The sequence below is a fragment of the Bacillus sp. NMCN1 genome, from assembly GCF_002998085.1.
GTDB lineage: Bacteria > Bacillota > Bacilli > Bacillales > Bacillaceae > Bacillus.
The window spans coordinates 186,646-209,961 of sequence record NZ_PVQL01000004.1; the positions used below are offsets into that span (position 1 = coordinate 186,646).

Genomic DNA, 23,316 nt, shown 5'->3' on the forward strand with positions numbered 1-23,316 from the left:
TATGTATTGACTGACTGGTCATTCTATATCATAATAAACGGTGATATACAATGCCGTCAACCATTTCACTTGCGTTTGACGTAACATTCTAAAGCTGAAGGGGCCTTATTTCATGAACGAAAAAAAAGAAAAAATCATTAAAGCAAGCATTCAGTTGTTTGCGAAAAAAGGTTTTTCTTCTACGACCATTCAGGAAATTGCAGATGAGTGCGGAATATCAAAAGGCGCATTTTATTTACATTTCAAATCAAAAGAACAGCTTTTCAATCGAGCCTTTGAATATTATATCGACACTTCAATGCAAAGTATTGAAACGATTCGAAAAGAGAATCAGCATCTCGCGCCGAGAAAGATCTTCCAGAAACAAATCGCTGAACAGTTTCAGCATTTTGCAGAGAACAAGGATTTTATCATTTTGATCCTCAGCGAGAACATTATTCCAGAAAATCAGCAAATTAAAAAGTATTCAAAAACTGTGAAAAAGCAAATGAATGATGAAATTCAAATTTCCATCTTGACCACTTATGGACAGGAGATCGAACCATATATAACTGACCTGTCAGTCATGATTCAAGGAATCATCCAATCGTATGTGCAGGTCCTACTTTTACAAGATCAGATGCAATTATCATTTGATGAGCTCTCTTCCTTTATACTCGAACGATTCGATGATTTGGTCCAAGGCTTGCTTCGTTCTCAGACGAAACCGATCTTAAAGCCAACCATTTGGGATGATGAAGCGCCGAGTGCTGCTTCCCTTCAAGAGGAGCTTCGTTTGTTAAAGCTTGAGCATCTGCTTTCTGATGATACCCTTGTATCCATTGAAGTCATTGAAGAAGAACTGGCGAAAGCTGAGCCTCGTAAGCCAGTCATTCAAGGGATGCTGACGAATTTAGAAAAGTGTGAGGACCCGGCTGTCTTAAAGGTAGTGGAACAATTGAAGCTGTTTCTTCAATAACATTACGTGCTGTTTTTCCGGTTAGTTCACCTTTATCCCCCTTCGAATGTGCACTTTCGCTTATGCTTCATTATAAGAAAAGAATCTCCGAATTGATATACGGCGGTGGTCTGAATCTATGATAAGACCCTGTCATTTCAAGCAAAAAAACCGCCTCTTCTCATGAGACGGTTTTTGCTATTTCTAATTAGCGTTTTTTGATTTCTTCTAGGAGAATCTTGTTGACCATCGGCGGGTTTGCTTGTCCCTTCGATGCTTTCATGATTTGTCCGACTAAGAAACCAATCGCGCGGTCTTTTCCATTTTTAAAGTCTTCGATGGATTGCGGGTTGTTATCAAGTGCTTCTGTGACAAGTTTGAGCAGTGCACCTTCGTCTGAAATTTGGACAAGTCCTTTTTCTTTGACGATTGTTTCTGCGTCTCCCCCATTTTCAATCAGCTCTTTGAATACCTTTTTGGCAATCTTAGAGGAAATTGTTCCTTTTTCAATGAGCTGGATCATGCCAGCCAGCCCTTGCGGCGTTAGCTTTGTATCTTCCAGCTCTTTTTGAGCTGAGTTTAAGTAGGCAGATACTTCACCCATCAGCCAGTTTGAAGCTTGCTTCGCTTCTGCACCTTCTGAAATGGTTGCTTCAAAGAAATCAGACATTTCCTTTGTCAGCGTCAGCACCATGGCATCATATGCAGGAAGTCCAAGCTCATCGATGTAGCGTTTGCGGCGCTCGTCTGGAAGCTCTGGAATGGATGCTCTTACGCGTTCTTTCCACTCGTCATCAATGTATAGCTCCACCAAATCTGGTTCTGGGAAGTAGCGGTAATCATCAGAGCCCTCTTTGACACGCATCAGGATCGTCTTTTTAGACGCTTCGTCATAGCGGCGCGTTTCCTGCTCGATCAAGCCGCCAGAAAGCAATACTTGCTCTTGGCGTTTCTCTTCGAATTCAAGGCCCTTTTGTACGAAAGCGAATGAGTTCAAGTTCTTAAGCTCTGTCTTTGTACCAAACTCTTCACGGCCGATCGGACGAAGGGAAATATTGGCATCACAGCGAAGTGAGCCTTCTTCCATCTTACAGTCAGATACGCCTGTATATTGAATAATGGATTTTAGTTTTTCTAAGTAAGCATACGCTTCTTCTGGAGTGCGAATGTCGGGCTCAGATACGATTTCAACAAGCGGTGTGCCTTGACGGTTGAAATCGACAAGTGAGTAACCGTCGCCTGTGTGCGTCAGTTTACCTGCATCCTCTTCCAAATGGAGACGCGTAATACCAATTCGTTTTGTTTTGCCGTCTACTTCAATTTCAATCCAGCCGTTTTCACCGATTGGTTTATCAAATTGAGAAATTTGATACGCCTTTGGGTTATCAGGATAGAAGTAGTTTTTACGATCAAATTTTGTATCTGTTGCGATCTCACAGTTCAGCGCCATTGCCGCTTTCATCGCAAAGTTTACCGCTTCTTTGTTCAATACAGGCAGTACGCCAGGATATCCAAGGTCGATGACACTTGTTTGCGTGTTGGCAGCTGCACCAAAAGGTGTCGGCGAGCTGGAGAAAATTTTTGATTGTGTTTTTAGCTCAACGTGGACTTCAAGTCCAATTACCGTTTCAAAGTTCATTCTGATTCACCCCTTACAGTTCAGGTTTTGCTTTATGATGATCTGTTGCTTGCTCGAAAGCGTGAGCGACGCGGTAAACCGTTCCTTCATCAAAGTGCTTACCGATGATTTGCAGTCCTAACGGAAGACCGTTTGCAAATCCACAAGGCACACTGATTCCAGGAACACCTGCAAGATTCACAGGGATCGTTAAAATATCGTTCGCGTACATAGTCAATGGATCGCTTGTCTTTTCACCAATGTTAAATGCAGGAGTTGGCGTTGTTGGCCCTACAATGACATCATACTTTTCAAAAACATCTTCAAAGTCTTTTTTGATCAATGTACGGACTTTTTGCGCCTTCTTATAGTATGCATCATAATATCCTGAGCTAAGAGCGAATGTACCCAGCATAATGCGGCGTTTCACTTCGTTTCCAAAGCCTTCAGAACGTGTATTTTTATATAAATCAATCAGGTTGTCTGCGTTATCTGTACGGTAGCCATAGCGGATGCCGTCAAAGCGCGCAAGGTTCGCAGATGCTTCTGAAGAAGACAGTAAGTAGTAAGTCGCAAGCGCATATTTAGAATGCGGGAGAGACACTTCTTCCCATGTTGCACCAAGTCCTTCTAATACTTTTAACGCTTTAAGAACAGACTCTTTTGCTTCTTCGCCAACACCTTCTCCAAGGTATTCTTTTGGCACTGCAATTTTCATGCCTTTGATGTCGCCAGTTAATGAAGAAAGAAAATCTGGGACGTCGACATTTGCGCTCGTTGCGTCCATTTGATCGACACCAGCAATCGCTTGAAGAACGTATGCATTGTCCTCTACGTTACGCGTAATCGGCCCAATCTGATCTAATGAAGAAGCAAATGCGATTAAGCCGTATCTAGACACACGGCCATATGTCGGCTTCAGTCCCACAACGCCGCAGAATGATGCCGGCTGGCGTATCGAACCGCCTGTATCTGATCCAAGTGAGAATGGTACTTCTCCTGCTGCAACAGAAGCAGCTGAGCCACCACTTGATCCACCTGGAACAGTGTTCAAATTCCATGGGTTTTTTGTTGCTTTGTAGCCTGAGTTCTCTGTAGAAGATCCCATCGCAAATTCGTCCATATTTAATTTACCAATTGTGACTGCTTCCGCATCTCTCAGACGATTGACAACCGTTGCATCATAAATAGGATCAAAGTTTTGCAGGATTTTACTTGATGCTGTTGTACGTAAATCCTTTGTGACGATATTATCTTTCACACCGATTGGCATACCGAACAATAGACCAAGCTCGTCCTTTTCACCAACTGCCTCGTCCAATTCCTTTGCATACGCACGAGCTTTCTCTTCGTCCAGTGCAAGGAATGCTTGTACTTTCCCGTCTACTTCATTGATTCGTTTATAAGACTCGTCCACTAAATCAGAAACAGACAGTTCCTTTTTATGTAAAAGCTCTTTTAATTCAGAAATTTTGTGATCAAACAGTGACATGTCTCAGGCCTCCTTTAGTCCAAAATTGATGGCACACGAATATAGCCGTCTTTATGATCAGGCGCGTTTTTGATGACTGCCTCAATGGAAAGACCTTTATTCGGAACATCTTCTCTCATGACGTTTTTCATTTTTAATACGTGTGTTGTTGGTTCAACGTTTTCCGTATCTACCTCGTTTAACTGCTCTGCAAATGAAATGATGCTATCAAGCTGTTCAGTAAACATCTCAGCTTCTTCTTCTGTAATTGCAAGCCGTGCCAAATGCGCCACGTGCTTTACTTCTTCTATTGAAATTCTAGACATGCAGGTTCACCTCCAAAAATGATACGTGTTCGTGGTCATGATCATAAGTCATATACACTTTATCATATCAAATTTTACTGTTCTAAAGCAACTTTGCAAAGGCTTGAGAAGGGAGCTATTCACCCAATTACCTTTTAAAACTAGAAAGTATGAAAATCATTTGTATCAGGAATTGATTATTTTTCAGAAATTTTTTCTTTTAAATATATTTGGTAGCGCTTACATATAGATTCTCATCAATAATTCACGCATTTTTTTATGTGAGAAAGAAGTTTAAGAAGGTTGATCAGCAGGGAATACTCTGATAGGTTAAGTAACCATAGCAGTGAGCAGACAGACGAATCGGATGTTCTGTGTATATTTCGAATGAGGTGATGTCAAATTAATACGAAAAAGGTGATATGGAAACATGAGTATTGAGATTGGAATTTCTCTATCTATTTATTTTATTGGAATGCTGGCCATTGGCTGGTATGCATTTAGAAAAACAAATGACTTGAATGATTATATGTTGGGCGGACGCGGGCTGGGTCCTTACGTGACAGCTCTATCTGCTGGTGCTTCAGATATGAGCGGGTGGATGCTCATGGGACTTCCAGGCGCGATGTATACAACAGGGCTTTCGTCAGGATGGCTTGCTGTTGGTTTGATTAGTGGAGCTTACTTGAATTATCTATTTTTAGCTCCGCGCTTACGATCGTATACTGAGGTTGCTGATGATGCGATTACCATTCCAGACTTTTTTGACAAACGATTTAAAGATTCTTCTACTTTATTAAAAGCTGTCTCAGCTGTCATTATTATGATTTTCTTTACACTGTACACCTCATCAGGTATGGTATCTGGCGGACGTTTATTCGAATCTGCGTTTGGTGCGAATTATATGTTTGGTTTAATTTTAACCTCTAGTATCGTGATCCTATACACTTTATTCGGCGGCTTTTTGGCAGTTAGTTTAACTGATTTTGTTCAAGGGGCCATTATGTTTTTAGCATTAGTGCTCGTGCCGATCGTTGCCTTTACTCAATTAGGTGGTCCAATTGCCACGTATCAAGATATACAACAAATTGATCCAAAATTGCTTGATATATTCAGAGGAACGAGCGTCATTGGCATTATTTCCTTCTTAGCATGGGGGCTTGGTTACTTTGGACAGCCGCACATCATTGTTCGATTTATGGCCATTACGACCGTAAAAGATTTAAAGCCAGCACGTCGTATCGGTATGAGCTGGATGATTGTGTCTGTCATTGGTTCACTGTCTGTTGGATTAGTCGGTGTCGCTTATGTACATGAGACTAGTACCACTTTAGCAGACCCAGAAACCATCTTTATTGTGTTTTCTAAGGTGTTATTCCATCCGTATATTACTGGATTTTTACTCTCTGCCATTTTAGCTGCGATTATGAGTTCGATTTCTTCACAGCTGCTCGTGACTGCAAGTGCAATGACAGAGGATTTATACCGGACCTTCTTTAGAAGGAAAGCGTCAGACAAAGAACTGGTGATGATTGGACGTATGTCTGTACTAGTCGTTGCCATTATCGCGCTTTGTCTTTCACTTAATCCAAGTGATACCATTCTTGACCTTGTTGGTTATGCTTGGGCAGGCTTTGGATCTTCATTTGGTCCAGTTATCCTTCTATGCCTATATTGGAAGCGTATGAACCATCACGGTGCACTAGCAGGAATGGTTGTAGGAGCAGTTGTTGTCTTAACATGGATTTCAACTGGCTTGAATAATACAACTGGCTTGTACGAAATGGTTCCCGGATTTATTTTGAGTGGTTTGACTGCCATCATTGTCAGCCTCTTGACCAATAAACCATCTAAAGCTTCTAAGAAGCTTTTTACCAAAATGGAAAATCATCTTGAAGAAGAAACAAAATAAAGAACATGAAGGGTCATCTGCCTTATGCGGATGACTCTCTTTTTTAAATAAAATAAAAAGCTTTTCTTTCTTCTGATTCTGAATAAAATAAGAGTTGTGCAGCCATATGGGCTGTGAGAAGATCATATACATGATGTGAAACGTACATGAAGTGAAGGAGCGATACGCATGTTTTGGACAATTGAATGGGATACGGTCTTAAAATTAGCCGTGGCCACCTTAATCGGTTTGATTATCGGGCTTGAACGAGAGCTGAAGAAAAAGCCCCTCGGCTTAAAAACGTGTATTGTCATTGCTGTCAGCTCCTGCGTATTAACCATCATCAGCATTGATGCAGCCTACAATTTCCCTCGAGTCTCTAAGCTTCAAATGGACCCACTCAGGTTACCGGCGCAAATTATATCTGGTGTTGGTTTTATTGGAGCAGGTGTGATTCTGCGAAAAAGCAATGATGTCATCTCAGGTCTCACGACTTCTGCGATGATCTGGGGAGCAGCAGGACTTGGGGTTGCAACAGGTGCAGGATTTTATAAAGAAGCCTTCCTCAGTCTTTTCTTTATTCTGATCAGTGTCGAATTTCTACCATGGCTCTTCCAGCGGATCGGACCGATTCGCTTACAAGAAAAAGAAATCCGCATCAGAATGTCTCTTTCTGATCGAAACCGCATGACGGATATTTTAAAAGAAATGAAAGCCCTCAATATTCGCATTCATTCTGTTCGAATTGATGATTTAACAGAAAAGAACTATCCGATTATGGAAGTTCGCGTACGCGTGCATAAAGATCGCTATACAACCGATGTGTACTTTGATATTAAAGATCTAGAAGGCGTCGTTGGCGTGAAGTGTGATACGGTATAAAAGTTGATGAGACAAAAGTCTCATCAACTTTTTTTATAGGAAAAGGGGTTGAACCATCGCCTTCATTCAAATAAAATACAAATTATGAAATAAATGATAAAAGGGGATTTTTCATGGGCTCTATGGATCGTAAAAATCGTATTTTTCTTATGAGTGGGATTCTAGCGGTACTCGTCTTATCTGCTTTATTGACCTCACATGATGTCACTCCCGTATCAACAAATGCAGTAGACAAGAAACAAACGAAAACACCAAAAAATATTATTTTTATCGTTGGCGATGGAATGGGGATGCCCGTGATCAAAGCCTACCGCACATTCAAGCAGGAAAAACATGCTTCTACAAAAGCACAAACCGTCTGGGACCCGTATTTAGTCGGGATGCAGACCACACATCCAGATGATCCTCGAGATAATATTACCGACTCAGCTGCCGCAGCCACGGCCATGGCGACTGGGAAAAAGACATACAATGATGCCATCGCCGTCAACCATGAAAAAAAACCTCTTAGAAGCGTCGTCGAAGCAGCAAAGGAAGCAAAAATGAAAACAGCCTTTGTTGTCTCATCTGACATCACCGATGCAACACCTGCCGCTTTTGGCACACATAACGTCTCCCGAAAAAACAAAGAACAAATTGCAGACCACTTTTTTGATGAGAAAATAGGCGGAGAGCACAAAGTTGATATCCTTCTAGGTGGCGGAATGCAATATTTTGACCGAAAAGACCGTGATCTTGTGCAAGAATTTAAGAAGAGCGGGTATTCCATTCTGCGATCAAAAGATGATTTAACCTCTCAATCATCTTCGAAAATGCTCGGCTTATTCCAAGAGGACGAGCTGGATCGAGCCATCGATCGTCCAAAGCATGTGCCTACTTTAAAAGACATGACGCAGGCAGCATTAGCCCAATTAAATCAAGACAATCCGCATGGATTTTTCATGCTGCTTGAAGGCAGTACCATTGATTCTGCTGGACATGAAAATGATGTGGTCGGCGCAATGAGTGAGATGGAGGATTTTGAGAAAGCAGTTCAAGCGGCTCTTCAATTCGCTAAAAAGGATCAAGAAACCCTCGTTGTCATCACAGCAGATCATGCGACTGGCGGCTTTTCGTTTGGCGCAGATGGTATGACTAGTGAGACCGGCTATAAATGGGACCCAGCACCCATTCTAGCTGCAAAGAAAACGCCTGTGTATATGGCAAAGAAAATTGCAGGCGGCCAATCTGTACGTGATGTCCTTCACACCAATATTGATTTCGCGCTCACAAAAGAGGAAATCTCACAGGTGGAGAAAGCGGCAAAATCAGGGAAGGCCAGTACGATTCAACTCAGCATTCAACATATCTTTGATCAGCGTTCTTTCTCAGGCTGGACAACCTTTGCCCATACAGGTGAGGATGTCCCTGTCTATGCATATGGACCTGGTAAAGCAGCATTTCAAGGCTGGATCGATAATACAAAGCAAGGAAAGAACCTGTTTCACATCATTGAATCACCATCCACCTATCGCCCTTAAAAAAACAATCCCCGCCTCATCACATAGGCGGGGATTTTCATTTTAAGATTGACTTAGCTTTGTAAAGTCAAACGTCGTAATCGGTGCTGCTTGCTCAATGTCGGAGCGGAAGCCAGCGAGCATGGCCTTCTCTTCTTCTCCGATGGTAGCCAAATCAAATGCTTGATGCAGCAAGCCATAGATCAGCATGTGACGTAAGCGAAGGAAGTCAGGAATGTAGGCAAGCCACTCATCCCCAAGCTCATTCTCTTCACGATAGCCTTTAAGAAATTGCTTCATAAAGTTTCCTGCAAAAGCAGCTTTGTCTTCGTATGGAATCACTGGGTACCACAACACATTGTATAGCAAAATGCTAATGTCATTCATAAACCAGTTGTACCCGATATCATCGAAATCAAAGGTCGTAATTTTCCCTTGATCCCAGTGGAAGTTTCCGTGATGAAGATCCGCATGAACCAATCCGTACGTATCCTGGTTTTTCGGAAGCTTTGCCAGCTTTTCCATCAACCGATCCGCTTGTTCAAACACAATGGTCTGATCGGCCGGGACATACTTACGCAGTTTTAGCTGCTCCTCTTCATCCCACTCTTGTCTTTTATAACTTGGGTCTGACAGCTGATAGCTTTTTGTCAGTTTATGCATGCGGCCTGTGTACTGTCCAAGGGCATAAAATAATTCATCGTTCCAGTCTGCCTCTTCAACTTTATGGCCTGGTGCTTTTTCATAGACTCGAAGTAAAAATGAACCGCCTTGCCCATCGTCTACTTGCTCGATATCACGGCCATTTAATGAAGCAATTGGTTTCGCTACCGAAAGTCCGCCTTTTGCTAAGTGATGGAGCCATTCCATTTCACCTAAAATATAATCAGGTGATCTGCGGATGGTATGGGTAATTTTTAAAATGAAAGACTCTCCGTCTTTTTTCAGTTCATACACATAGTTTTCTGCATCTGCGATAAAATGGATGTCACTTCGCTGGACCCCGTATAAATGAGTGGCCTCATCTAAAATTTTTGATTCTTCATATATGGCTTTTACATCTTTATGCATGCTGATTCTCCCTCTTCATATATTTTGCTAATTCTCGAATGGTGTGTTTTTCAGCAAAATTCAAATCATCAACATACCAACCCTTCTTTTCAATCTCTACTTCCATTTTGACAGCAAGTAAAGAATTTCCTCCTAGATCGAAAAAGTCGTTGTCAATTCCTACTTTTTCCACATGAAGAATGTCACACCAAATATCAAAAAGCAGTGCCTCGCGTTCATTGGTTGGCTGTGCATAAAGTCCATGATCCTGTACAAGTTCCGTCTTTAATAATGCACGAAGACCTTCTTGATCATGTACCTTAAGGGCTTTTACATAACCGCTGTGCAGCGTTTGATCTGGTTGAACCGTTTCCCATGTATAACCTTTAGAAGCTGAATGACTTTCTGCCTCCACCCTTTGATCCTCTATTTCTTCTGCCGAGTGCTGACGAGATGACAATTGGTCGACGATCTCAATGTGATTGCTCAGTGAATCAATTTCTTCCACTTGTATACGATATGTTTGCTGCCCCTCAACCTCCTGCATCTGGTGCTCTTTCATAAATGACTTGAACAGCTCATTACGTCCAGTCGATGCAAACGTAAATTCAATGGAAGAAAGCTGGTGCTGACGGCTGTATTCAGCGAGCCATGTCAGACATTTTTGCTCAATCCCTTTCCCTAGAGCACGGCAGCTTAGCATCCATGCATCAATTTTCAAGGTGTCGTCTGCATGATGAGCCAAGATAGCCCCTACAATCCCTTCATGACTAAAGCGATCCGCTGCCTCAATGACCCAGCCCTGGACATGCTCATTTTCCATCCGCTCTCTCAGCTGATGTTCATCAAAGCGCTGATCATTTAAGCGGAATTGGTTAATACGACTGCTCATTTGCGCCACGCGGGCAAGGTGCTCTTCTCCCCACTCTGTTACACTCATGGTCAAATTTAAATCTTGTAAAAATTGCTCCATTGACGGCGACTCTGCTTTCTCTTTTTGACGAGCCTTTTCAGCCTTGTAGCTCGTTGTTCGTCCTCTATCTTCATCTGTGACATCATAGCGGTCGAATGCCCAAGCATGCTGAGCGAATAATGGAATCGCTTTTTCATTGGCAGGTAACAGCAGCGTCATTACTTCAGGCAGCTCTTCATTCATACGCAAGCACTGAGCTGGATCATCGTCTAAGAAAATAAACTGAGATAATGAAAGGTTCAGAGAATCTGCCATCTCTTTTAGATGTGCCGGTTTACTTTCCCAATTGATGCGCCAGTCGACGATATCGTCTTTTTGCAGGATCATATCTGGGTGGTTTTCAAACACGCGCCACACATCTTCTTCATTGTTCCTGCTGCTTAAGACAAGCAGGAGCCCTTCTTGCTGCTTTTGTTTTAAAAAGCGCTGAAGCATTTGATGTTCTGGCGTAATGTCGATGCCTTCCACACCGTCTTCTGAAACGACACCTCTCCAAAGCGTATGATCACAGTCAATGGCCGCTACCTTAAATGGTGCACCTTGCCATGCAATGATCTCGCGTGCGACTTTTGTACCGATGGCTCCACAAAAGACTTCAGTGAATGGGAGGTGTGCGGCTTGCTCTCCTTTTTCATCAAAGATGTCATCCATCTGAAATTGCTGAGCAAGCTGACGACAATCGATCAACTGAACACCGCCTATCTCAGATAATTGAGCAATCCACTCTTGTTCCACGTCTTGCAGGGTGTCTTTAAGAGCAGCACTTATCGGCAGAATCCCAACAAAATATAGGTTATGTTTCGTTTTTGATTTCAGAACGTTTGCAAGTTCTTCAGCATGCTCTGAAGCCAGTTTTTTCTTTTCTTCCAGTGAAAGATGAGCTGGACCAGTGATATCCTCTAAACGAATGAGCAGAAGGTTCGCACCGTTTTTCTTCTGTGAAATAAGACTGCGCTCATTTAGTAATTCCTGATATACCTGTCCATACGGTGCAAATTGAACATCAAGCTGCACATCAAACTGCTTGGTCCAGTACTGAATATAAGGTGCGACTGGATCTGCTGTAAATGTCGAGCTGACTGTCAGTACGAGCGGTGCTTTTTCCTCTGCACGCTCCCTTTTCTCTTTTGCTGCTTGTTCTTCTTCCTGTGAAAGCACATCGAAATCCTTGAGCAGTTGATCAGGTGTTCGAACAGCCTGTTCGACCAGGTGCTGGAAGTGGTTGACGAAAGCTTGCATCGTCTCATGTTTAAACAGCGCAAGATTGTATTGAAGCACGCACTTTAATTCACCCGTTACCTCTCTGACAACATCCATTTTCATATCGAGTTTGGAAATTCCCTTTGCAAACTCATGTGTTTCAAATGTCAGTCCATCGGCTTCAATTTTAATATTCGGATCGTACTCATTATGATAGATGAGCATCGTATCAAAGAATGGATTGCGATGCGGTCTTGTTTTTGGATTCAGATGCTCAACCATTTGGTCAAATGGGTACTCTTGATGGTCATACGCATCAAGCAGCACTTGCTTTGTCTGAGCCAATTGCTCTGTAAAGGTTGCTTCTTGTACCATGTCTAGTTTAATTGGCAGGAAGTTCGTAAACATGCCAATTGTATGCTCGATATCTGCATGACGTCTTCCAGCCACAAGTGAACCGACAATCAGTTCCTGCTGATCCGCATAACGTGAGAGCAGCAGCCCATAGAGCTGGAACAAGATGACGTTATTTGTCAGCTGATACCGTTCAGCGAGCTGTTCAATTTTCTCAACGATGTGCGGTTCAATATTAAATTTGATCGCTCTTCCTAAGAAGGATTGTTCCTTCCGTTCAAAATCATATGGCATTGTCAAAGTTGGCACATTTGAGCCAATTTGCTGCTTCCAATAATCCTGCTGCTTTTGAAACATTTCGCTGCGGAAATATTTATCTTGCCATTGTGCATAATCTTTATATTGAACGGTCAGTTCCGGCAAGGTTTCCCCTCGATAGAGCTCAGTAAATTCTTTAATAAAGATGTTCATGCTTGCTCCATCGGCCACAATATTATGCATATCGACTAATAAGAGATGATCATGTGCTGCGATTTTCACAAAACGCACACGGATCAATGGTGCAGCCTTTAAGTCAAATGGACGAATGAATTCATCGATTTGTGCTTCTAATCCATCTTCATCAGCCTCTGTCATTTCAACAGCAAACTGGAAATCATCATGGACCCGCTGAACCGGTTCTCCATCTTTTAATTCAAAGGTCGTTCGCAAGGTTTCATGACGATCAATTAATTGCTTGAAGGTCTGCTCAAAGCGCTCGACGTCAATTTCACCTTTACATCTTAGTGCCATCGGCATGTTATATGAGGTCACTTGACCAATACGCTGATGAATGAGGAATGTCCGTCTTTGAGCAGCAGATAATGGATACGTATCTTTCTTTTCCACTGGTTCAATCTTGAAATATTGATGCTTCTCTGCCTTTTCGATGAATGCTTGTAGCTTTTCAATCGTCGGATTGTTGAACATGTCTGTGAGCGTAAGTTCTACACCAAACTCTTTGTGAATTTGAGAAATCAGACCGGTCGCATTTAACGAATGTCCGCCAAGCTCAAAGAAGTGGTCGTCTCTTTCTACCTTTTCGATTCCTAAAATGTCTTTCCACATCCGCTTTAGTGTTGCTTCAATGTCGCTTGTTGCAATGGCTTGTCCTTGATTGCTTTCTTCTGTTTCCTGCCCCTTGTTTTCCTTCGGCACAACCATTTGAACACCTGAAGACGAGGATAGTGCCGATGTATCTACCTTTTCAATCCAATATCTTTGTCGTTCAAATGGATAGGTCGGCAAGGATACTTTTTGATTTGATGTCTGATTTCGTAATTTTGTCCAGTCAACCGGCACCCCTTGAAGCCAGATGTCACCCAGCCTGCCCAGCAGATAGCGATCGTCTGCTGCCTCTTCTTTCGGGTGACGCATTAATGGAATCGGCTGCTGATGGTGTTCCTTTGAGGCTTGGCGAATAAAGGCGCTTAACGTATTCCCCGGCCCGACTTCAATGAAAATAGGATCAAGCTCCGTTAATAATGTCTCCGCTCCATCACGGAAACGTACCGCTTGCCGCAAGTGATCAGCCCAATATGCCGGGTCTTGCACTGCTTCATGATCAATCCACGTACCTGTGACGTTAGAAATATACGGGATAGACGGCGCATTCAATTGATACTCAGCTACCTTTTCTTTGAATGATGGCAGGATGTCAGCCATCATTTTAGAATGGAAGGCATGAGAGGTGTGAAGCTTTCTACACCCATGTCCAGCAGCCTCCAGCTTCTCAGCAAGTGCATCAATAGCTGACGTCTCACCTGACACTACACATAACTCAGGACCATTTACTGCTGCAAGTGAAAGATCATCTGTTAAATATGGCAGCACGTTCTGTTCACTCAAAGGAACGCTCAGCATAGAGCCTTTTGGAAGCTGGCTGATGAGCTGTCCGCGATAAGACACGAGATCTACGGCATCTTCAACAGATAGTAAACCAGATACGGCAGCAGCTGTGTATTCTCCAATACTGTGACCGATCATCGCCTGCGGTTTGACGCCAAAATGAATCAGCAATTTAGCCAAAGCGTATTCCATACTAAATAGAAGCGGCTGCGTATATTCTGTTTGGTTGATCAGTTGATCATCACTTGCTTCTGTTGAGAATAAAATGCTGAATGGGTCAACTGAGACATGCTGTTTGAATTGATTCAAGCATTGATTCAGCGCTTCCTTAAAGACTGGATACTTGTCATAAAGCTGACGCCCCATGTCTACATACTGAGATCCTTGGCCTGGGAAAAGAAAGACGACTGGCCGGCTCGATGTTTGGGAGCTGGCCGTCTTGACCACCTCTTTTGACCTTTGATTCAGCGCCTGTAACATGTCAGCCGTGTTACTTCCAAGAATGACACGTTTATGCGGAAAATGATGGCGCCCTGTTTGTAGCGTATAGGCAACGTCACTTAGACGAACTTGCTGCTGATGCTGGAGTAAATAGTTCGCAAGGCGACCCGTCATTTTCTCAAGAGCTGCTGGTGTTTTGGCAGATAATAAAAGAAGTTCACTATCCTCAGGGCTATCTGCGGCGACACGTGTAGCAGGTGCTTCTTCTAAAATGACATGAGCATTTGTTCCACCAATCCCAAATGAGCTTACACCTGCCCGGCGAGGAGATTCCTGCTTGCTCCATGGCGTCAATTCGGTATTTACAACGAAAGGCGAATTGGCAAATTCAATTTTTTCATTCGGCGTTTCAAAATGAATCGTCGGCGGAATCACTTGATGCTTTAAGCTTAAAACGGTTTTAATAAAGCCCGCGACACCTGACGCATCATTCAAATGACCAACATTTGATTTGACAGAACCAATGCGGCAAAAGCCTTTTTTATCTGTATCAAATGCTTGCTTGAGCGCTTCAATTTCGATCGGATCTCCGAGGGTTGTCCCGGTTCCATGTGCTTCAATGTACGAAATGGTTTCAGGTTCCACCTCAGCCATTCGAAGTGCTGTCTTAATCGCTGATACTTGACCTTTCGTACTCGGCGCTGTATATCCTACTTTTCTATTTCCGTCATTATTAATAGATGATCCTTTAATGACAGCATAAATGTGATCGCCGTCTTCAATGGCATCCTCTAAATTTTTTAAAATAACCGCTCCTGCACCATCACCAAAAACGGTTCCATCGGCTTTGTTATCAAAGACGCGGCAATGTCCGTCAGATGAATGGATCATGCCTTCTTGATACAGATAGCCCGATTTTTGCGGCAGGCGAATGGACACGCCGCCTGCAACAGCCATATGACAGTCGCCGCTTAATAAAGCCTGAACGGCTAAATGAATCGACACCATTGAAGTCGAGCAGGCGGTTTGCACCACCATACTCGGTCCCTTCAGATTTAATTTATATGAAATCATCGTCGCTAAATAATCACGCATATTCAGAACTGCAGCTTCCAGTGTTTTCGAATCCTCACCTTGAGCCGCCCCTTGAAGTGCTCTCATGACCCATTCTGTATTGATCCCTGCACCTGTATAAAGACCAATTTGCCCTTTATATTCAAACGGATCGTACCCAGCATCTTCAAGCGCTGTCCACACACATTCATGAAACAGTCTAAACTGTGGGTCCATCATGGCCGCTTCCTTTGGTGTATAGTCAAAGAAATCTGCATCAAATAAATCAACATCATCTAGCATCCCTTTTGCTTTGACAAAACGGGGGTTTTTCAATAAAGCTTCATCTGTACCTTCACGCCGTAATTCTTCCTCTGTAAAAAAAGAGATGGTTTCTTTTCCCTTTTTCAGATTCTCCCAGTACTCTTCTACATTTTTGGCCCCTGGAAAACGACCTGCAAGACCGATAACAGCAATTTCTGCGCCATGATAGTGATTCGTTGTATCATTCATTCTCGATTCCGCCTCTCAATCTTTTATTCCGTTGCTGTTTAAAACGAGCTCTTCGATCACCTGAAGTGACGACGGCCAGTTCTTCTTCCATCGTTTCTTCCTTCGAGTCCTCAGAAGGCTGGATATATTTTGCAAGCTCTGCAACAGATGGGTACGTAAACAACGTCACAACCGCTTCATTTGTTTGAAGTGCTTGATTTAACCGATTGGTGACTTGAACAATATCCAGCGAGGTTGCGCCGAGATCAAAGAAGTTGTCGTGAATGCCCACTTGTTCCATGCCCATAAAATCCTGCCATACTTGACAGATCGCTTTTTCAGTTTCATTGCGAGGAGCCACATAGGGATTGCCCAGCTCTGGTCTTTCGTGCTTAGACACTTCATATGAATCCTCATCCGCTGCGGCCTTTGACTCTAGTGACAGCCATTGATCTATCCGTTCATCAAGATTTCCTGTGGACACGAGCATATGTCGATTCTGCCGGCTAGACAGAATATACTGGAACAGCTCAGCACCCTCTTCTGGTAAAATCGCAAGCTCATTGATCGATTCACCAATTGTGGATTCTAGCTCACCCCAGAAATTCCACGCATCCCAGTTCACACACATCCACGGGGTTTGACTATGTTGATTAAGTCTAGCTGCAAATGCATCCATATATAAGTTAGCCGCTGAGTAAGCGGAGAATCCTAAGCCCCCAAGCAATGCACTAATGGAAGAAAAGAGAAGACAAAAATCTGCTTGTTCTTGTTCCAGCAGCTGCTCTAGCACATCGAGCCCTTTCACCTTTGATTGGAATTGATCCTCTCCCTGCGCCAGTGTAGAAGGGATTTCTTTGATTGCACGGAAGGATGTACTTCCTGGTAATCCTGCCGCATGGAATACACCGTGAACGCCGCCATGCTTTTTGCGAATGGCATCAAATACACCTTTCATCTGATCCAGATCTCCTGCATTCGCCTGCACCGCTTCTACTGTTGCACCTAATCGTTCGAGCTCAAGCACCTTCTCAATTCTCGTGCGCTGCGCTTCATCGGCATTTACTTGTTGAACGTATGACGCCCATTCATTTCTTGGCGGCAATGACGTTCTTCCAGTTAAATAAAGATGTACATTTCCTTCCTTCGCCAGCATCTTTGATAGAACAAATCCGATGCCGCCTAAACCTCCTGTGATCAGATACACACCATTTGGCCTGATCATCTTCGGAAGTCTATCTTCTTTTTGGAGCGGCAAATGTTTGTAGCTCTGCACCCAGCGCTTTCGATGACGATACGCCACAAGCTGGTCCTTTCCAGGCTGCATGATTTCCTGCACAATAAGATCGACAAGTACTTGTTCCTTCCAAGACATGACTTCTGGCACATCTTCCACATCAATATTCCAGCATTTGATATGATGGTATTCCTGTGAAATCACTTTACACGGTCCAAGCATTGCACTTTTCTCTGCACATATCGTCTCATTACCTGTGACTGGCTGAATTCCGCTAGTGATCGTAAACAGACGGCATTCTCGAATATTTTTTTGGGCAGCAATCGCTTGAGATAAGAAAATTAAGCTGTAATAGCCTTTTTCAATGTGCGCCTGAAAAGCGGCTTGACGATTCGAGTTGTCATCTTCTTTCGCAGCTTCCCATAAATGCAGAATCCGATGGATATTGATACCTCTATGAGACAATGAATCTAGCATGTTACGGTAGTGCTGGCCTTCTGCCGGATTGATCGTAAACGATTGATCTAGCTCTTGATAAGCTTCACCCTTTGTGACAGAAATGATCTTGATACCTTGTTGCTTAAATGAATGGGTAAACAGTTCATGAAAAGCATCCTGTTCCCTGAAAATGAGCCACGTTTGTTCTTCTGTTTCTTTTTCGAAAACTGGTTTTAGCGGCTGCTGCTCCCATGAAGGCAGGTAGAACCATTCCTCCATCTCTTTCTTCTTCGTTTCCTTAGGAGCGGATAGCTGCGGAGAAGCGGGCTTTCCTGCCTCAACCCAATATCGCTTACGCTCGAATGGATAGGTCGGCAGCGATACGAGCTGACGCTCCTCTTGAGTTGGATGTTGCTGCGCTTTGACCTCGTAACCGCCTGCCCATAGCTCTCCTATTCTTTTTAAGAAATATGCATGGTCATCCGCTTGTTCCCTTGTATGCCTCACCATATTCAGAACATCATGATGAGACTCTTTGTTTTCATGACGTTTCGCTAGTGCCGTCAAGCTGTTTCCAGGCCCAACTTCTATGAGCGCTCGTACTTCATCGGTTAACAGCTGAGATAGACCTTCATGAAAACGAACGGTTCCACGCAAGTGGTTCGTCCAATAAGATGCTGTCATCACCTCTTCATTTGTCGCCCAGGTGCCTGTCACATTCGATATAAACGGAATCTTCGGCTCATGCAATTCTACTTTCTCTACGAATTGTTGAAACGCCTCAAGCATCGGCTCCATCATATAGGAATGAAAGGCATGAGAAGTATGGAGCTGTCTTGTGACAATTCCTTTGTCTTGCAGTTTCTTTTCAAATGCAGCGATATGCTCTTCTCTTCCAGAAACGACACAAAGGTCTTTTGCATTGACAGCAGCAACAGAAAGCGATTCATCGATCATTGAGACGAGCTCTTCCTCGGGTAATTGCACACTAAGCATCGCGCCTTTTTCCATGTCTTGCATCAATCTGCCTCTTGCCATTACGAGTGTTAATGCAGACTCCAGAGAAAAGACCCCTGACAAACAAGCGGCAACGTATTCGCCGATACTGTGTCCAATCATTGATTCTGGCTCAACACCGCTATGCTGAAGCAATTTTGCTAATGCATACTCAAATATAAAGAGAAGCGGCTGGGCATTTGACGTTTTTGTGATGTCTTCGTTCGTTTCATTCTCGGAAAAAACAATGCCCTTTAAATCCACTTGCTCCGTTTCCATTACATATTTAAAGCATCTATCTACTTCCCATTTGAAGACTGGTTCTGCATCGTATAATCCGTGCATCATACCAGCATACTGAGCGCCTTGACCCGAAAACATAAAGGTCGCTTTACGCCATTTTTTGCTTCGGAACACACTCGTTTCAAGCTGTTTCTGCTGCATCCATTCATCAGCAGACGCGAGCACGATGGCTTTTCTGTATGGAAATTGCTTTCTGCCATACCGTAATGTATAAGCAATATCTTCAAGCGGGACTTGAGGATGCTGGATCACATACTGCTTTAATTGCTCTGTCATTTTCGCTAAAGCAGTATCCGTTTTTGCTGATAAGACGAGCAGCTGCTTTTGGTTAGAAGCTGGTTTTTGCTTCGCCTGTATGCCTTCTTCTATGATCATATGGGCATTCGTTCCGCCGATACCAAAAGAGCTAACTCCCGCTCTTCTCGGACCATCTGTTTCCTTCCAATACAACGCCTTTTGATTCACATAAAACGGTGTATCTTTGAAAGGGATCTCCTGATTGGGTGATTCATAATGAATGGTTGGCGGGATCGTTTTATGCTGGAGGGCCAAAATGGCTTTAAACAGACCTGCAATCCCTGCCGCACTATTTAAGTGGCCGACATTACTTTTCACAGAACCGATCGGAATCGTCAGCGGATCTGTCCCTTTGAACACTTGACTAAGGGCAGATACCTCAATTGGATCTCCCATTTTTGTCCCCGTACCATGTGCTTCTACATAACCAATGGATGCGGGATCGATACCTGATTTTTCATACGTTTCTTTTAAAACCTCTGCCTGTCCTTCCACACTCGGAGCGGTAAAACCAGCTTTTCGGCTGCCATCATTGTTCACACCAACTCCTTTGATGACCGCATGAATCGGGTTGCCGTCTCTCATCGCATCTTCATAACGTTTGAGCAAAACAATCCCCGCTCCATCTCCAAAAATGGTTCCGCTCGCCTCTTGGTCAAACGGACGGCAATGTCCATCTTTTGATTGAATCATCCCATCTTGATAGATGTAGCCGATATTTTCTGGAGAGCTGACCGTCACACCGCCAGCCAGTGCTGCATCACATTCTTGATTCAATAATGCTTGACAGGCCATGCCAATGTTGACAAGTGAGGTCGAACAAGCTGTCTGCATGGTCACACTAGGCCCGTGTAAATTCAATTTATAAGAAAGCTGCGTACTAAAGAACTCACGATCATTTAACAGCATTGCGCTGAATTGCTCAGTTGCTTCCATTTGATGGGCAAAGCGCGTCAGCCACTCATGATTTGGACTCGTTCCTGTATAAACACCAATTTTCCCTCCCATTCGATCAGGGTCACAGCCAGCATCCTCCAGCGCCTCCCAAGCACATTCATGCAAAAGCCTGAACTGCGGATCCATTAGCTCTGCCTCTCTAGCAGAATAGTTGAAGAAGTCTGCATCAAAGCCTTCGATCTCTTGTAAACGGCCTTTTGCTCCAATGAAATTCGGATGCTGATAAACAGACGCATCCAGCCCTGCTTCCTTGAGCTCTTCTTCTGTGAAAAAGTGAATCATTTCCTCGCCATTCACAAGACGCTGCCAAAAGTCTTCTAGCGACGAAGCTCCTGGAAATCTTCCAGCCATTCCGACAATCGCAATATCCGTATGCTCCTGTGACGTGTTCTTTACTGGGCGAGAAGCAGGCGTTTGAATCTGTTCCGACTGTTCTTCAAACAAATATTCAGCAAGGCTTGCCACTGTAGCAAACCGATACAATTGAACAGTGTCAATTTGTTGATCCATTCGCTCAGATATTTTCGCTGCAAGCTGAGATATATCAAGTGATGTCGCACCAAATTCAAAAAATGGCGATTCATCATCCATTTGATCAAATCCAAAATGAGTTTGCACAATGTCGTGAATATCTTTTTGTAAAGAAGCGAGCGAAGTAAAAACACGCTTTTCATTCTGCGGCTTTTGCGTTTCAATGGCTGCCAGCGTATTTGTTTGTGCAGAGAAATCCGTTTTATGAAATGGATACCCAGGTAGCGGAATGCGCTGCCTGTTGTTCTCCTCTGTTAAAGGAAAGGCTAAGCCGACACCCATTTCCCAAAGTACACCGGCGATTTGAAGAATGTTTCCATCAAGTGGTTCGGTTGTTTTTTCTACTCCCTTTTCATTCACAATGCTTTGTTTTATTGAAAGATCAATGATCAAGGCTGTTGATTCTTGCTCAATCATTGGCGATATTTCAGGTTGATCCATATCAAGGAAACGCTTTGCAGACGATGGGTGGAAAGTGGTTAGTTCCTCCCCGGTTTGCTGCAAGTAAACAGGCTGTTTTAGTGTCCTCTGAGGCAGGGAAGCCAGCCTTTGATTCACCGTCTCGGTGTCATGAAGATGGTATACAATAGATGCCGCATCTTTTAGCTCAAGCCCGCCTGCTGCATATAAAGCTGTCCAGACTCCGCTGCCTTCTCCAATCCATTCATCTGGTTCAATTCCGAGTGACCTTAGCATGTTGGCAAAAGCCGATGTCATGATGAGCATTGCCACTTCTGATTGACTGCTTTGTTTGGAATGGAACAGCTTGTCTTTTTTGATAGGTACCACGGATTGGACGAGGCTCATGAATCGATCCACTTCTGTTTTGAAAGAATGATCTTTCTCATACAGCTTGATGTAATCACGTAAACCTGCCTCATGGTACCCGGTCAGCCTCATGCTGATCCGTTTATAAAGAAGACTTTCTCTGCCTGCTGTCTCTTCATTCAGCACTTGTAGCTGCTCTAATAATTCATCCCGCGTGGAACAGACAAACGCTTTTCGATATTTGAAGGCTTTTCTTCCACTTTGTAAGGTATAAGCCGCTTCACCAAGTGAGAGGTCAGGATATGAGGAGACATATTCCTTCAAGTTCTTTGTCATGTTCTTCATGTCATGCGTTGATCTAGCTGACAGCACGATTAATTCTTTGGACGAGGCCGTGCTATTTGCTTTTCTTGGCTTCGCCTCTTCTAAGATGACATGAGCATTTGCTCCCCCTATACCAAAAGCACTGACTCCAGCTCTCCTTGGCAAATGAGATGTCTTCCACTCCTCTTTGTCTGTCCCAACATAAAATGGGGTTTGATCAAATGAAATGCGGTGATTCGGTTTCTCAAAGTGCGGCATCGGGGCAAATTGACGATGATGCAGCATCATGACTGTTTTGATAAAACCAGCTACGCCGCTTGCGGCATCTAAATGCCCAATATTGGCTTTGACTGATCCAATCCGGCAATAGCCTTGTTGATCTGTTTGAAAAGCACGAGTAAGCGCCTCAATCTCAATCGGATCTCCAACAGGCGTCCCCGTTCCATGTGCTTCGATATAAGAAATCGTCTCTGGTTCTGTCTCAGCCATTTCTAACGCAGATTCAATGACACTTGCCTGTCCACTCACACTTGGGGCTGTATAGCCGACTTTATTGCTTCCATCATTGTTCGTTGCAGATCCTTTTACGACAGCATAAATAAAATCTCCGTCTTCTATCGCATCTTTCAATCGTTTTAGCGCAACCACGCCTGCACCTTCACCAAAAATGGTTCCTTTTGCTTTTTCATCAAACGGACGGCAATGACCATCAGGAGAATAAATCATTCCTTCTTGGTATTGATATCCTGTGATTTGCGGCTGATGGAGTGTGACACCTCCTGCTAACGCAAGGTCACATTCACCGCCGATTAATCCTTGACAGGCCATATGGATAGCAACAAGCGACGTGGAGCAAGCCGTTTGTACCGATACGCTTGGACCTTTTAGATTTAATTTATAAGCAATCCGCGAAGCAAAGGACGGGTCATTGAGATGCATGATTTGAAACACATCTTCGCTCTTTGCAAGTGACGACATATGCTGCCCCATCCACGATAGATTGCTAGATGCCCCGGCATAAAGACCAATTAATCCTTCGTATTGCTCTGGCTCATAGCCTGCATCCTCTAGCGCATGCCATGTGCATTCATGCATCAATCGAATTTGCGGATCCATAATGGATGCCTCTCGCGGAGAGTAGCCAAAAAAGTCTGCATCAAATGATGATGCATGTTGTAAAAATGGCTTTGCCTTCACATAATCAGAACGTTTTAGCAGCGTCTCATCTACACCCGCTGCCTTTAATTCTTCATCAGTGAAAAACGTAACGGATTCTTTCCCTTGCGATACATTTTCCCAAAACGCTTGCACATTCGGTGCTCCGGGAAACGTACCTGCTAATCCTACAACTGCAATTTCAAGTCCAGATTCGGTCCATTGCTCTTGATCAGACATACGCTGCATTTCTCCCA

At 43.6% G+C, this 23,316-nt stretch carries 10 protein-coding genes; 4 read left to right on the top strand and 6 right to left on the bottom strand.

The genetic code is table 11. The features are described 5' to 3' along the window. Positions 1 to 112: 112 nt before the first annotated feature. Positions 113 to 958, top strand: coding sequence for a TetR/AcrR family transcriptional regulator (locus C6W21_RS17470; protein ID WP_106051874.1), 846 nt, complete (start codon positions 113 to 115; stop codon positions 956 to 958). 187 nt (positions 959 to 1,145) lie between these two features. Here C6W21_RS17470 and gatB read toward each other — a convergent pair whose 3' ends face one another. The 3 genes from gatB to gatC are packed head-to-tail and all read right to left on the bottom strand — an operon-like array spanning position 1,146 to position 4,352. Then, a complete protein-coding gene (gatB, locus tag C6W21_RS17475; protein ID WP_060700090.1) occupies positions 1,146 to 2,576 on the bottom strand; it encodes an Asp-tRNA(Asn)/Glu-tRNA(Gln) amidotransferase subunit GatB in 1,431 nt (476 codons plus the stop codon). A 13-nt stretch (positions 2,577 to 2,589) separates the two neighbouring features. After that, complete coding sequence (gene gatA, locus C6W21_RS17480) at positions 2,590 to 4,047, bottom strand: Asp-tRNA(Asn)/Glu-tRNA(Gln) amidotransferase subunit GatA (RefSeq protein ID WP_034664650.1); 1,458 nt, start codon at positions 4,045 to 4,047, stop codon at positions 2,590 to 2,592. Between the two features lie 14 nt (positions 4,048 to 4,061). Next, on the bottom strand, positions 4,062 to 4,352 hold the full coding sequence (gene gatC / locus C6W21_RS17485) for an Asp-tRNA(Asn)/Glu-tRNA(Gln) amidotransferase subunit GatC (protein WP_003213898.1): 291 nt from the start codon (positions 4,350 to 4,352) through the stop codon (positions 4,062 to 4,064). A 409-nt stretch (positions 4,353 to 4,761) separates the two neighbouring features. On the opposite strand from gatC, the gene putP reads away from it, so the two are divergent. The 3 genes from putP (at position 4,762) to C6W21_RS17500 (ending at position 8,624) form a co-directional block, all read left to right on the top strand. Then, positions 4,762 to 6,243, top strand: a complete 1,482-nt coding sequence (putP, locus tag C6W21_RS17490; RefSeq protein ID WP_012009183.1) for a sodium/proline symporter PutP — start codon at positions 4,762 to 4,764, stop codon at positions 6,241 to 6,243. A 168-nt stretch (positions 6,244 to 6,411) separates the two neighbouring features. Continuing rightward, positions 6,412 to 7,104, top strand: coding sequence for an MgtC/SapB family protein (locus C6W21_RS17495; RefSeq protein ID WP_034664661.1), 693 nt, complete (start codon positions 6,412 to 6,414; stop codon positions 7,102 to 7,104). Positions 7,105 to 7,217: 113 nt separating this feature from the next. Further along, positions 7,218 to 8,624: an alkaline phosphatase gene (locus tag C6W21_RS17500; protein ID WP_106051878.1), complete on the top strand. Its 1,407-nt coding sequence runs from the start codon at positions 7,218 to 7,220 to the stop codon at positions 8,622 to 8,624. A gap of 42 nt (positions 8,625 to 8,666) precedes the next feature. Here the strand turns inward: C6W21_RS17500 and C6W21_RS17505 are convergent, their stop codons facing one another. The 3 genes from C6W21_RS17505 to C6W21_RS17515 are packed head-to-tail and all read right to left on the bottom strand — an operon-like array spanning position 8,667 to position 23,299. Continuing rightward, the gene (locus C6W21_RS17505; RefSeq protein ID WP_106051882.1) at positions 8,667 to 9,674 is read right to left on the bottom strand and encodes a phosphotransferase enzyme family protein; all 1,008 of its coding nucleotides are present in this window, start codon (positions 9,672 to 9,674) and stop codon (positions 8,667 to 8,669) included. Continuing rightward, positions 9,667 to 16,074 carry a type I polyketide synthase gene (locus C6W21_RS17510; protein ID WP_106056784.1) on the bottom strand — a complete coding sequence of 2,136 codons (6,408 nt, stop codon included), beginning with the start codon at positions 16,072 to 16,074 and terminating at the stop codon, positions 9,667 to 9,669. The genes C6W21_RS17505 and C6W21_RS17510 overlap by 8 nt, the downstream gene beginning before the upstream one ends. Next, positions 16,067 to 23,299, bottom strand: a complete 7,233-nt coding sequence (locus tag C6W21_RS17515; RefSeq protein ID WP_223260996.1) for a type I polyketide synthase — start codon at positions 23,297 to 23,299, stop codon at positions 16,067 to 16,069. The genes C6W21_RS17510 and C6W21_RS17515 overlap by 8 nt, the downstream gene beginning before the upstream one ends. Between the last annotated feature and the right edge of the window lie 17 nt (positions 23,300 to 23,316).

Excerpts from the sequence above, each read along its gene's own strand:
- C6W21_RS17470 (WP_106051874.1), top strand. The coding sequence starts at position 113 with ATGAACGAAAAAAAAGAAAAAATCATTAAAGCAAGCATTCAGTTGTTT.
- gatB (WP_060700090.1), bottom strand. The coding sequence starts at position 2,576 with ATGAACTTTGAAACGGTAATTGGACTTGAAGTCCACGTTGAGCTAAAA.
- gatA (WP_034664650.1), bottom strand. The coding sequence starts at position 4,047 with ATGTCACTGTTTGATCACAAAATTTCTGAATTAAAAGAGCTTTTACAT.
- gatC (WP_003213898.1), bottom strand. The coding sequence starts at position 4,352 with ATGTCTAGAATTTCAATAGAAGAAGTAAAGCACGTGGCGCATTTGGCA.
- putP (WP_012009183.1), top strand. The coding sequence starts at position 4,762 with ATGAGTATTGAGATTGGAATTTCTCTATCTATTTATTTTATTGGAATG.
- C6W21_RS17495 (WP_034664661.1), top strand. The coding sequence starts at position 6,412 with ATGTTTTGGACAATTGAATGGGATACGGTCTTAAAATTAGCCGTGGCC.
- C6W21_RS17500 (WP_106051878.1), top strand. The coding sequence starts at position 7,218 with ATGGGCTCTATGGATCGTAAAAATCGTATTTTTCTTATGAGTGGGATT.
- C6W21_RS17505 (WP_106051882.1), bottom strand. The coding sequence starts at position 9,674 with ATGCATAAAGATGTAAAAGCCATATATGAAGAATCAAAAATTTTAGAT.
- C6W21_RS17510 (WP_106056784.1), bottom strand. The coding sequence starts at position 16,074 with ATGAATGATACAACGAATCACTATCATGGCGCAGAAATTGCTGTTATC.
- C6W21_RS17515 (WP_223260996.1), bottom strand. The coding sequence starts at position 23,299 with ATGTCTGATCAAGAGCAATGGACCGAATCTGGACTTGAAATTGCAGTT.